We start from the raw sequence: 11,944 nt of genomic DNA on the forward strand, positions 1-11,944 counted from the left end.
CCATGATCACTTCGCGGGAGCACGTGCTGGGCAGGATCGCCGACCACCTCGTCGGTCTCGACCGCCCGTTGCGGGTCGCGGTCGACGGCATCACCGCCTCGGGCAAGACGACACTGGCCCGCGAGCTGACCTCCCTGGTGGCGGCGCGCGGGCGTTCGGCCGCGCACCTGTCGATGGACGGGTTCCACAACCCGCGCGCGATCCGGCACCGGCTCGGACGCTCCTCGGCCGACGGGTACTACCTGGACGCCTACGACTTCGCCTCGTTCGCGCGGCTGGTGCTGGAGCCGCTCGGTCCCGGCGGGGATCGCCGGTACCGGTCGCGGATCATCGACCTGCGCTCGGACGCGGTGGTCGACGAGCCACCCGTTCTCGCCCCGGACGACCTCGTGCTCGTGGTGGACGGCAGCTTCCTGCAGCGGGACCTGGAGTGGGACGAGGTCGTCTTCGTGGACACGCCGTTCGAGGTCGCCTTCGACCGCGGGACGCGGCGTGACGCGGAGCTGCTCGGTGGGCTGGAGGAGGCTTCGCGTGCCTTCGAGCAGCGGTACCACGCAGCTAGCCGCCGGTACCTGGAGGAGGTCGGACCGGTGGACCGGGCTTCGGTCGTGGTCGGCAACTCGGACGTCACCCGGCCCGTGTTGCGGCGGATCGGTGGATCTGCCGGGGCCGTCGTGAACCTGTTCTCGTACGGGACCTCGCAGACGGCGCCGGTGCAGATCGAGCACTTCGGGCGCACGCTCGTGGGCAAGGAGGACGTGCTGCCCGGCCACCACCGGGTGACGACGGACCGGCACCCGATCGTCTCGTTCACCGGCGACCCGGCGGACTCGGTCGCCGGGACGGTGCTGGAGGTGACGACCGCCGAACTGGCGGCGGCCGACATCCACGAGGTGGACGAGTACCGACGCACGCTGGTGACGCTCGGGTCGGGTGCGGAAGCGTGGGTGTACCTGCGGGCGTGACCACGGCGTCGCCGCCCACCCGGCCTAGCCGACCAGCGACAGGCCCCGGTTCGAGGGCTGCTCGGGCGCGACGGCCGGCACTGCCGACGGCACCTCGACCTCCTCGCCGCCGATCTCCCGCGTGATCCACGCCCCGGACTCCACCATCACCTTGAGCGTGCGGGTGTCCATGGCGTTGACGCGGCCGTAGTACCACTCGTCGGTCGCGAGCGGCCCCATCCGGTCGCCCATGCGCTTCTTGATCTCGAGCACGCGCTCGTACAGCGTCTTGACGAGGGCGGCGCGGTCGGCGGGGCCCTGGAGGCCCTCGCGGATGCGGTCCTCGATGCCCCGCGGGGTGCCCTCGGAGTCCGGCATGAGCATGGTGGTCCAGGCGCGTGACTTCTCGCGGTACTGGAGCTGCTGCATGATGCCCTCGTGCTGCGCGAAGTCGGCGGCGCGGAAGGCGTTGCCGCGCCAGCGCTTCTGGAGGTTCACGGCCAGGGAGAGCGCGCTCTTGAGGCCCGTGTTGAGGCCTCGGCCCGGCCAGAAGTGCAGCGAGTTCGCGGCGTCGCCCAGCAGGAAGCCGAACGTCGACGGGGCGAGCTGCGCGGTGAACTTCGACATCTGCTGCATGCCCAGCGTGAACGAGTTGATGCCGACGACGTCCGCCACGCCGACGCCGAAGAAGCGCAGGCCGTCGAGGATCCGGGGCCACAGGTACGAGAGCTTGTCGACGGACGGCTTGAAGACCGAGCGGTGGCGGTCGCAGACGAAGCGGCCGTTGCCGGAGGGACGCATGGTGCAGCCGAACTTGCCGATGCACGAGACCGGGCCGCTCTCGCCGAGCGCGACGATCTCGGACGCCTCCTCGGCGGTCAGGCGCATGTTGATGAAGCCGCCGCCGAGCGAGTTGAACAGGAACCTGTTCTGCGCCACGGTCAGCGGAACGGTGTGCTCGTCGGGCGACTTCGCGGTGACGCGGATGCCCAGGACGCGCTCGTCCAGCGGCGAACCGTCCACTGAGAACAGTTCGCGACTCGGGGTGCCGAACTGTGCCGAGAACGCCTCGCGGGTCGCGGAACGGGCGCCGTCGGCGATGGCGAGGACGTGCAGGCCGTCGAACTTCGCCGGCGGCGCGTAGGCGTCCGCGACGAGCTCGATGCCGTAGACGTCCTGCGCCATGTCGAGCAGGCAGTCCTCGATCCAGCGGATCTTGATGTTGCGCGGCCTGCCCTTGGACGCCGGGGAGTCCGGGCCGAGCGGCCACATCTCCGAGAACTTGCCGGGCGCGAACAGGCGCTGCTGCACGGCGAGCGGGAGCGACGCCCAGACGTTGCTCTGCAGCGTCACGACCTGCTCGCGGCGGTTGTTGCCCTCGGCATTGCCCTTCCACACGACGCGGTCGCCCTGGCGCATCCAGCGGCGGTCGTGCACGCGGATCATCACGCCGTCGCCGAGGAGCGACTTCACGGTGCAGGCGAACGCCAGACCAACCGGCCCGCCGCCCGCCACGTCCACCCGCAGAGGGGCGGCCTGGCGCAGCGGCACGACCCGGCTGCCCTGCTTGGGCAGCTTCACCGTCGGGGCAATCCTGCCCACCAGCACCGTCTTCTCATCCATGGCCACCACACGTGAGGCGGCCCGGGACGGTTCAACGGTTCTCGAGGAATTTTTCCCAGGCGGCGAAACTGAAGGTCAGGACCCCTCCGGCCGGGTTCTTCGAGTCCCGGACGAGGGCGTCGGCGCCGAGCGACACCTCGACGCAGTCGCCGTCCTCCGCCCCACCGCTGTAGCTGCTCTTACGCCAAACGCGTTCCTGCGCCATTGAGGTCCTCTCGCGGTCCGCCGACGTACTCCGCCAGCTTGCTCCGCGATTGTTCCTCATCCAAGGCGACCTCAGCCAAACGGTCGAACAGCAGTCGAGTGCGCACGATGGCACCAGGGTCCTGCACGAACACGTTGGCAAGGTCGGTCTCGATGAACGCCACCGACATCGCCTTCTCGTACTCCCACAGGGCGCAACTGGACGCGATCACCGGCGTGTCAGCCGGGATGATCCGGATCATGTGCACGTTGAACAGCAGCCGGAGGTACTGGTCCTCCATGACGTGGGCATCGCCGATCTGCGTGCGTAGCGCGTTCTCGTGGATGTAGAAGAGGCAGATCGGCCGATCGTGCCGCCGCAGGATCGCCTGACGCTCCATCCGGAGCTGGACCAGTGTCGGGATGCGCTCTTCGGTCACCAGGCCGGCCACCCGGTACACACCGTCGGCGTACTCCGGCGTCTGCACGAGGCCGGTGATGGTCTGCGAGTCGTACCGCATGATCTTCCTGGCGGTCGACTCCGCTATCGCGATCGTGCGGAGGTTGTCCGGTACCTGGACGATGTACTCCTCGAACGCGTTGCGGAAGCGGCGCTTGAAGTCCTCGAAGAAGTCGATGTCCTTACCGCACATCGACAGGTACTGGACCAGGTCGATCTCGCTGGGGCAGTACTTCCCGCGCTCCAGGGTCGAGACCTTGCTCGGGTCCCAGCCCAGGCGCAGGGCGAAGGCGGCGCCCGTGAAGTCAGTGGAGGATTCGCGTACTTTGCGGAGTTCTTCGCCGAGATCCCTGCTGTACACAGTGGAGGGAGTGCTGGTGGCCATTCCTCGACCGTAGGGCTTGCTCGAAGAGCAACAAGGGGCTCATTCGGGTGAAAACGGACGGGATGATCTTCAGCTGGCTCCCAGGAAACTCGCAGCCCCGCCACAGCTTGCCGGACGAGCATCCCGAGCCATGACTCGACGTCGCAGATCCTTGGTGATCAACGGACTGCTGGTGGTGGTGCTCCTCGGCGCCGGTGTGGCCGGCTACCTGGTGTTCTTCGGTTCCTCCGGCAGTGCCCAGCCCACCGCGGCCCGCACGGCCGCCGCCGCGAACCGCGACGTGAGCGAGGTGGTGACGGCCTCGGGGACGGTGCAGAGCTCGTTCAGCGCCGCCGCCTCGTTCGGGGCGAGCGGCACGGTCACCGAGATCAACGTCAAGGTCGGTGACGTCGTCACCAAGGGCCAGCAGCTCGCGAAGCTCGACCCCACGCAAGCGCAGCTCCAGGTCGACATCGCGCAGGGCAACCTGAACGCCGCGCTCGACAAGGGAACGGGCACCACGGCGTTGCTCACGGCGTACCGGCAGGCGCAGCTCGCGCTCCAGCAGGCGAAGGACACGCTCGCCGCCACCACGCTCACCGCGCCGGGCGACGGCACGATCACGTCGGTGACCGGCTCGGTCGGGCAGAAGGTCGGCAGCTCGAACACCACGTCCAGCAGCACGACCTCCACCACCACGACGACGTCCGGGTTCGTCGTCGTCACGGACCTCAAGAACCTGGTGCTGCACGCGAACGTCTCGGAGTCCGACGTCAGCAAGCTCAAGGCCGACCAGGCGGCGACAGTCACGGTCAACGCGATGCAGTCGCAGCCGGTCCAGGCCAAGGTCACGCAGGTCGACCTCACGCCGACGACGGCGAACAACGTCGTGCAGTACGGCGTCACGCTCACGCTGACCTCACCGCCGGAGGGCCTGCGGCCCGGTCAGTCGGCGAGCGTCGAGATCACGGTCGCGGGAGCCACCGGCGTGCTCGCGGTGCCCGCCGCGGCCGTGCAGACGGTCAACGGCGAGAGTTCCGTGCAGGTGCTGGAGAACGGCGCCGAGACGCGCAAGACCGTCGAGGTCGGCGTGCGGGGTGACCAGTACGTGGAGATCAAGTCCGGGCTGTCGGCCGGCGAGGAGGTCGTGCTGCCGCAGGTCACGACGTCCACGAACCAGAACAGGCAGCAACCGGCCGGGCAGTTCCCCGGCACCGGCGGCCAGCGCAACGGTGGCGGCTTCACCGGGACCGGTCGATGAGCCCGGTCATCGAGGTCCGCGACCTCCGCAAGACCTACGGCAGCGGCGACACGGCCGTGCACGCGTTGCGGGGCCTCGACCTGACCGTCGAGAAGGGCGAGTACATCGCGATCATGGGCGCGTCGGGGTCGGGCAAGTCGACGCTGCTCAACATCCTCGGGTGCCTCGACGTGCCGTCGGGCGGCAAGTACCTGCTCGACGGGATCGACACGGGCGAGTTCGACGAGGAGCAGTTCTCGTTGCTGCGCAACAGGAAGATCGGGTTCGTCTTCCAGTCCTTCAACCTGGTGCCGCGGACGACGGCACTCGCGAACGTCGAGCTCCCGCTGGTGTACGCGGGAGTTCGGCGTGCCCAACGTCGCGAACGGGCGCTGGCGGCGCTCGACCTCGTCGGTCTCAAGGACCGCACGCATCACCGGCCCAACGAGTTGTCGGGTGGTCAGCAGCAACGCGTCGCCATCGCCCGGGCCCTGGTGACGTCGCCCGCGATCGTGCTGGCCGACGAGCCGACCGGCAACCTGGACACGGACTCCAGCCGTGAGGTGCTCGGCATCCTCGACCGGCTCAACGCGAGCGGCCGCACGGTCGTGCTGATCACGCACGAGGACGAGGTCGCCGCGCACGCCATGCGGACCGTCCGGGTCGTGGACGGCAGAGTCGCGGGGGTGCTGGTGTGAGGATCTTCGAGATCGCCGCGTTCGCCGTGAGGGGCCTGACCGCCAACAAGATGCGGTCCGGGCTCACCACCCTCGGCATCCTGATCGGTGTCGCGTCGGTGATCCTGCTGATCGCGGTCGGCAACGGCGCGTCGAGCGCGGTGCAGCAGAGCATCGCCGGGCTCGGCACGAACATCCTGACGATCAGCCCGCAGCGCGCCCAGCCCGGCACCACCGCCAAGCCCCTGACCACGGCGGACGCGGCCGCGCTGGTGGGTGCCGACTCCCCCGACGTCAAGTACGCGTCGCCGGTGGTCTCGGCCCAGGCGACCGCGGGCTACGGCGACACCACGCACGACATCGGGCAGTTCATCGGCTCGGACCCGCGCTACTTCGACACGACGAACAGCGCCGTCGCGCAGGGGAACCTGTTCTCCGACAACGACGTCCAGCAGGCGCGCAAGGTCGTGGTGATCGGCGCGACCGTGGCGGCGGAGCTGTTCCCCGGCAGCGATCCGGTCGGGAAGTCCATGCTGGTCAACAACATCCCGTTCACCGTCGTGGGCGTGCTGGCCGCCAAGGGTTCCAGCGGGTTGCAGGACGGCGACGACCTCGCGGTGGCACCGCTGACGACGACGCAGAACGCGTTGACCGGTTACGGCAGCCTGACCCAGATCGTCGTGCAGGCCCGGTCCGCCGACGCGCTGCCGAATGCGCAGGCCCAGGTGACGACGATCCTCAACGGGCGCCATAAAATCACTGGTACGGCCGACTACCGGATCCTGAGCCAGGACCAGCTCCTGACCGCGCGGACGGCGACGACGGAGACGTTCACGGTGCTGCTGGCGTCCGTGGCGGCGATCTCGTTGCTGGTGGGCGGGATCGGCATCACGAACATCATGCTGGTGACGGTCACCGAGCGGATCCGGGAGATCGGCATCCGCAAAGCCGTTGGGGCGCCCCGTTCCTCGATCCTCGGGCAGTTCCTGATCGAGGCGACGCTGCTGAGCCTGTTCGGCGGCGCCCTGGGCGTGGCGGCGGGGATGATCGGCAGCCAGTTCACCATCGCGGGCATCCAGCCCGTGCTCGTGCCGTCGTCGGTGCTGCTCGCGTTCGCGGTGTCGGCGTTGATCGGCCTGTTCTTCGGCAGCTACCCGGCCTCCCGCGCCGCGAAGCTCCGTCCCATCGAAGCCCTCCGGCACGAATAAGGAGTCTTGGACGTGTCCAACCCACTCGACCAGCCGCTCGAGAACGACCTCTCGGCCGAGCTGCAGGAGCGCAAGACGGGCGTCGGCAAGACCACGGTCGTCCTCGGTGTCGCGGTGCTCGCCATCGTGGCGTTCGTGGGCGGGGTGTTCGTGCAGAAGTCCTTCGGTGCCAGCGAAACGCCCACGCGCCAGACCGCCTCCGGCCGCCAGTTCCCCGGCGGCGGCACTCCCCCGTCGGGCGTCAACCGGCAGGGCGGAGGTCAGTTCGGACGAGGCACCGTCGGCACGATCGACCACGTCGACGGCACCACCGTGTACGTGAAGACGCAGAACGGCCAGGTCGTCAAGGTGTCCACTTCGGACTCCACCAAGGTGGAGATCAGCTCGGAGGGCGAGCTGGCCGACCTCAAGGCGGGCCAGCAGGTCGTCGTGCAGGGCCAAGCGGGGTCCGACGGCACCGTGACCGGCCAGACGATCACCCAGCGGCCGGCGACGGGGTGAGGGGACGGCTGCTCGTCGTCGAGGACGAGCCGAGCATCCGCGAACTGCTGTGCGCGAGCCTGCGGTTCGCGGGGTTCGCCGTGTCCAGTGCGGCAACCGGTTCCGAGGCACTGGAGGCCGCCCGTTCGGGCGCTCCGGACCTGGTGCTGCTCGACGTGATGCTGCCCGACCGCGACGGGTTCGAGGTGGTGCGCCGCCTGCGTTCTTCGGGCGTGCGCGTGCCGGTGCTGTACCTGACCGCGCGGGACGGCGCCGACGACCGCGTCACCGGCCTGACGATCGGCGGCGACGGGTACATCACCAAGCCGTTCAGCCTGGAGGAGGTCATCGCGCGGGTGACGGCCGTGCTGCGCCGCACCCGCCCAGGCGAGTCCGAGCAGCTGACGTGCGGTGACCTCTCCCTGGACGTGGAGAGCCACGTGGTGAGGCGTGGTGCGCGAGTCATCGAGCTGTCGCCAACGGAGTTCCGCCTGCTCCACTGCCTGCTGCGCAACAGCGGGCGCGTGCTGTCGAAGGCGCAGATCCTGGACCAGGTGTGGTCGCACGACTTCGACGGCGACGTCGGCGTGGTCGAGTCGTACATCTCGTACCTGCGGCGCAAGGTGGACGCCTCCGAGCCCCGGCTGATCCACACGGTGCGCGGCATCGGGTACATGATCCGCCCATGACGCTGCGCGTGCGGCTGGTGGTCGTGCTCGTCGCCCTGGCGGCCGCGGGCCTGTTCGGCACGTGGCTGATCGGCTCGAAGGTGATGGAGAACTACCTCCTGCACCAACTGGACGCCCGCCTCGACCGCGCGGTCTCCTTGCCGCGCACGCTCCCGTTGCGGGACAACATGCTCCTGCGTTCCCGGGACGGAGTCGTCGCGGGCACGCCCTTGGAGGGGCTGCCGCCGTTCGGCGTCATGACCCCCGGCGAGCACATCACCGTGGGGTCGTCGCGGGTGGTGATGCGGGAGCTGGACGGCTCGGAGCTGATCGCCGCGCTCGACCAGTCGGAGGTGGACCGGGCGGTCGGCGACCTGCGGCTCGCGTTCCTGCTGATCAGCCTCGGCGCGCTGGTGTTGGTGGGCATGGCCGGGTACGCGCTGGTCAGGGCCTCGACGCGCGCCCTGGAGGAGGTCGAGCAGGTCGCCGGGGAGATCGCGGCGGGCGACCTGTCGCGCCGGGTCCCCGTGCACCGGCCCGGCTCCGAGGTAGGACGCCTGGCGTCGGCGTTGAACACGATGCTCGGCCAGATCGAGGCGTCGTTCGCGGCGCGAGTCCGTTCCGAGAGCCGGATGCGCCAGTTCGTGGCCGACGCGTCACACGAGCTGCGCACCCCGCTGACGTCGATCCGCGGCTACGCCGAGCTGTACCGGCAGGGCGCGGCTCCGGATGCCGCGGAGGTGCTGAAGCGCGTCGAGGACCACGCCCAGCGGATGGGTGTGCTGGTCGACGACCTGCTGCAACTGGCCCGCCTCGACTCTGAGCAGCCGCTGGTGTTGTCCTCTGTGGACCTGGTCGTGCTGGTGGCCGACGCGGTGCACGAGATCTGGCGCCCCGTCTCGCTGGAGCTGCCGGCCGGGCCCGTGCTGGTGGAGGCGGACGAGGCGCGGGTGCGGCAGATCCTGACGAACCTGCTGGAGAACGCCGTGGTCCACACTCCGGCCGGATCTTCGATCACGGTCCGGCTGACATCTGGTGCCGTCGAGGTGGCCGATCGCGGGCCCGGGATGACCGCCTCGCAGGCCTCGCGGGCGTTCGAGCGGTTCTACCGGGCGGATCCGGCTCGGGGGCCCGGCGGGACCGGGCTGGGGCTCGCGATCGTGGCGGCGCTGGTGGCGGCGCACGGGTGGCGGGTCGAGCTGGACACCGCGCCGGGTGAGGGCGCGGTGTTCCGCGTGCTATTCCACCCGATTCCGCCTGGTGTGCCGAAAGAGTGAGGCGGGTAACGGTTCTTCTCGCTCGCCCGAAATGCCTTCCGCAAGCGGGCACTCGCGGAAGGAGTGGTGATGAGATCACTGATCGGACTCGTCCTGCTGCTCGTCGCCGGGTGCACGGTCGCGGTGCCGGGAACGGCGCAGCGCGAGCCTTCCGCAGTGCCCATCTCCGCGTCGCGGGGTGGGACGGTGGCAGCCGGCCCCCAGTTGATGATCAGCGTGCCGGACGGTGCCGTGGACGTGGACACCACGTTGGCAGCGGTTCCGTCCTCTGTCGCGCTTCCGGAACGGCCTGGGTTCGTCAACGCGGGAAGGCCGTTCGACGTCACTGTCGGCGCGGCTTTGCGCAAGCCGGTGGCGTTGACGTTCGCCGGCGAAGGCGGTCCGGAGGGTGCGATGCCCGTGGTGTTGCGCCACGACGCGGACCTCGGGTGGTATCCCGTCGAGGTCGGAGAACCCGGACAACCCCTTGTCGCGCAACGGATGGAGCTCTCGACGTACCTGCCGGGGTGGTTCGTCGCGTCAGCCGGGTGGGTCCGCGACCGGCTCGTCGGCAAGAGCGATCCGGCGCAGTGCGGCGCGAAACCCGACTGGGCGCAGTTCACCGCGCCCAAGATCGATGTCGTCACCGGGTGCATCGGTGCGGACGGTGCGGTGGCGGCGCTCTCGGTTCGCAGCAACCGGGCGGTTCCGCTGCAGGTGGCGGTGCCTGCGGGAGACGTGCCGGCCGTGAAGGGGCGATCGGAGCCCTTGCACGGCCTGCTCACCCGGCTCGCCGGGAAGGACCGCGTCATCCTGTTCGAGGGTGAGGAGCTGACGTTGCGGTGGCAGCGGCCCGCGCAGTCCGCCACCAGGACGGTCGTGCCCCATTTCACCGTCGCCACCTCGGTGGCCCGCGCCGCCTCAGTGTTGTTCGACGTCAAGGACTACCGCAGCGCGGTCGGGTTGCTCGTCTTCGTACACGGTTGCCGAGAGGTCGTCGACGCGCGGGACGTCGCGGCCGGGCTCGACGCTCTGCAGAAGTGCGCGTCGCCGTTGATGACGGAGTCGGGGTCGCGCACCGCCGCCCTCGCGATCTTGGCCCAGGTGACCGGCCTCTCGGAGGACGTCATCGCCAGCGACAAAAACTTCCAGAGCAACGTCCTGCAGCTCAAGAGCCTGCTTCGCGTCGCGGGCAAGGTGTTCAAGTTCTACACGGGGCTGAAGCTCGCGGCGGAACTCGCGCAGGCCGTACAGGACGGCTCCGCCACCGAGACCGACCGGGCCGTGGTCGTCCGGCTCAACGGCACCGAACCCCCACCTCTGGAGGCCGCGTTCGTCGGTACGTGGAGCCAGCACGCAGGTGGTCTGGAGATCCGGGCGACACGGACCGGGCGCATCTCCTACCAGGTCCAGTCCGCGGCCCCCGCGAACTTCTACGAGATGGACCTGAAGCTGGAGCAGGCCGGTCCCGGCACGGTGAAAGCCACGGCCACGACCTCCAACGACCCGGAGAAGCCGAAGGGCACGGTGCTCACCCTCCGGCTCCAGCATCCGGGGATCGTGATCACCGGCATGCGGCACGGGAACACGCAATGGTGCAACGCGACCACCCGCGCGAACGGCTTATGCGGGGCGTGATCGGTTCGGCCAGGCGCGCTCGTAGTGTTCCTCCGGGAAGTCGCTCGGGCTCGACCCCGTCGCGTGCGCGCGTTCGATCTCCTCGACGTACCGCTCGTTCCGCGCGCACCACGGCGCGGCCGGGATGTACATGACGTTGCCCCATCCCTGCTGGTCCTGGACGGGCGCGACGCTGTGGATCATGTCGCAGTGCCACCAGACCGAGTCACCCGCGTGAACGTCTGGAATTCCTGTTAGAGCCTCTAGCAACAGTGAGTGGTACTTGCTGTTGACGGGAAACACCTGGTTGACGGTGACGCCGCACATGTCGTCGTCGGCGACGTCGTCGAGGAGTGGACGCAGCATCAGGTAGGCCATGGCGCCAGGGATCGGGACGGTGTGCAGCACGCCCTGGTCGTGGGCCATGTCGGAGAGGGCGGTCCAGCCCTGGAAGGTGCGGAAGACCGAGCACATCGTGGTGCCGGGGTACTGCGGGCCGGTCGTGCGGTGGGCGGCGTCCCACGGGTCGTACTGCTCGGGCGTGCCGTTGAAGAGGTGCCGGAACGCCTGCTGGTACTCGCGGGTCATCCACAGGTCGAGCGTGCCGGGGTCGAGGTGGCTGCCGAGGCCGTTCGAGTCGGTGCCGGGCGGGCGGCGGCGGATGCGGTCCGGGTAGCCGACGTCCCTGGCCGGGTCGAACCAGCCGTCGTGGTGCCACAGGCCGTTCAGGAACCGCTGGACGGTGGCCATGCGTTCGTGGCCTCTCGCCTCGACCTGCGCGGGCGACCAGTAGATCGGGTAGATCTCGGGCTTGGAGCCGACGCTGCCGAAGAAGTCGTCGCCGGGGCCGCGGTAGTTCTCGAAGAAGTCGTTGCTCTCGACGTAGTCGACGATGGACCTGTCCCAGGCCAGGGCCTGTTCGCGGGCGAAGTGGCCGCGCACCACCAGGCAGCCGCGGCGGCGGACGAGGTCGGTGTCCGCGGTGCCGGCCTCGATGTCGGCGTAGTCGATCACCGGCCAGGCCTGGCCGGACTTGACGTCGTCGACCTCGCGGCGGATCCGCTCTTCGACGACCGCGAACACCTCCTCGACGCTGCGGCCCGACGCCTCGATGTTCGCGCGGATCGCCTTCTTGATCTCGCGGACGGCTTTCGGCAGGTCAGTGGGCGTGGTCTCCCAGTTCGGCAGCACGGCGACTCCTTCCAGTAAGGCCTCCTAACTTGG

12 protein-coding genes are annotated in these 11,944 nt (G+C 69.4%); 8 read left to right on the top strand and 4 right to left on the bottom strand.

The annotated features are described in order from the left end of the window. Positions 1-2: 2 nt before the first annotated feature. Positions 3-965, top strand: a complete 963-nt coding sequence (locus BMY74_RS06040; protein ID WP_089910901.1) for a gamma-glutamylcyclotransferase — start codon at positions 3-5, stop codon at positions 963-965. A 24-nt stretch (positions 966-989) separates the two neighbouring features. On the opposite strand, the gene BMY74_RS06045 is transcribed toward BMY74_RS06040, so the two are convergent. From BMY74_RS06045 to BMY74_RS06055, 3 genes are read right to left on the bottom strand one after another with little or no spacing between them, the layout of a single operon-like run. Next, the gene (locus tag BMY74_RS06045; protein ID WP_143091461.1) at positions 990-2,567 is read right to left on the bottom strand and encodes an FHA domain-containing protein; all 1,578 of its coding nucleotides are present in this window, start codon (positions 2,565-2,567) and stop codon (positions 990-992) included. A gap of 31 nt (positions 2,568-2,598) precedes the next feature. Continuing rightward, a complete protein-coding gene (locus BMY74_RS06050) occupies positions 2,599-2,772 on the bottom strand; it encodes a DUF397 domain-containing protein (protein ID WP_177229600.1) in 174 nt (57 codons plus the stop codon). Then, the gene (locus BMY74_RS06055) at positions 2,747-3,595 is read right to left on the bottom strand and encodes a helix-turn-helix domain-containing protein (protein WP_143091462.1); all 849 of its coding nucleotides are present in this window, start codon (positions 3,593-3,595) and stop codon (positions 2,747-2,749) included. The genes BMY74_RS06050 and BMY74_RS06055 overlap by 26 nt, the downstream gene beginning before the upstream one ends. A gap of 130 nt (positions 3,596-3,725) precedes the next feature. Here BMY74_RS06055 and BMY74_RS06060 point away from each other — a divergent pair, with 130 nt between their 5' ends. From BMY74_RS06060 to BMY74_RS06090, 7 genes are all read left to right on the top strand, one after another. Next, positions 3,726-4,835 (top strand): efflux RND transporter periplasmic adaptor subunit, encoded by a 1,110-nt coding sequence (locus BMY74_RS06060; protein ID WP_089910911.1) that lies wholly within the window; start codon positions 3,726-3,728, stop codon positions 4,833-4,835. Further along, the gene (locus BMY74_RS06065) at positions 4,832-5,512 is read left to right on the top strand and encodes an ABC transporter ATP-binding protein (protein WP_089910914.1); all 681 of its coding nucleotides are present in this window, start codon (positions 4,832-4,834) and stop codon (positions 5,510-5,512) included. The genes BMY74_RS06060 and BMY74_RS06065 overlap by 4 nt, the downstream gene beginning before the upstream one ends. Next, entirely contained in the window at positions 5,509-6,699 is a 1,191-nt protein-coding gene (locus BMY74_RS06070) for an ABC transporter permease (RefSeq protein ID WP_089910918.1), read from the top strand. The genes BMY74_RS06065 and BMY74_RS06070 overlap by 4 nt, the downstream gene beginning before the upstream one ends. Before the next feature lie 12 nt (positions 6,700-6,711). Continuing rightward, positions 6,712-7,200, top strand: coding sequence for a hypothetical protein (locus tag BMY74_RS06075; protein ID WP_245785926.1), 489 nt, complete (start codon positions 6,712-6,714; stop codon positions 7,198-7,200). Further along, on the top strand, positions 7,197-7,868 hold the full coding sequence (locus BMY74_RS06080; RefSeq protein ID WP_089910926.1) for a response regulator transcription factor: 672 nt from the start codon (positions 7,197-7,199) through the stop codon (positions 7,866-7,868). The genes BMY74_RS06075 and BMY74_RS06080 overlap by 4 nt, the downstream gene beginning before the upstream one ends. Beyond that, positions 7,865-9,124, top strand: a complete 1,260-nt coding sequence (locus BMY74_RS06085) for a sensor histidine kinase (RefSeq protein ID WP_089910929.1) — start codon at positions 7,865-7,867, stop codon at positions 9,122-9,124. The genes BMY74_RS06080 and BMY74_RS06085 overlap by 4 nt, the downstream gene beginning before the upstream one ends. A gap of 69 nt (positions 9,125-9,193) precedes the next feature. Further along, a complete protein-coding gene (locus tag BMY74_RS06090; RefSeq protein WP_143091463.1) occupies positions 9,194-10,741 on the top strand; it encodes a hypothetical protein in 1,548 nt (515 codons plus the stop codon). On the opposite strand, the gene BMY74_RS06095 is transcribed toward BMY74_RS06090, so the two are convergent. After that, positions 10,727-11,911, bottom strand: coding sequence for a YbiU family protein (locus BMY74_RS06095; RefSeq protein ID WP_245785927.1), 1,185 nt, complete (start codon positions 11,909-11,911; stop codon positions 10,727-10,729). The genes BMY74_RS06090 and BMY74_RS06095 overlap by 15 nt on opposite strands. Positions 11,912-11,944: the final 33 nt, after the last annotated feature.

The organism is Lentzea albida, assembly GCF_900111005.1.
GTDB classification, from domain to species: Bacteria; Actinomycetota; Actinomycetes; order Mycobacteriales; family Pseudonocardiaceae; genus Lentzea; species Lentzea albida.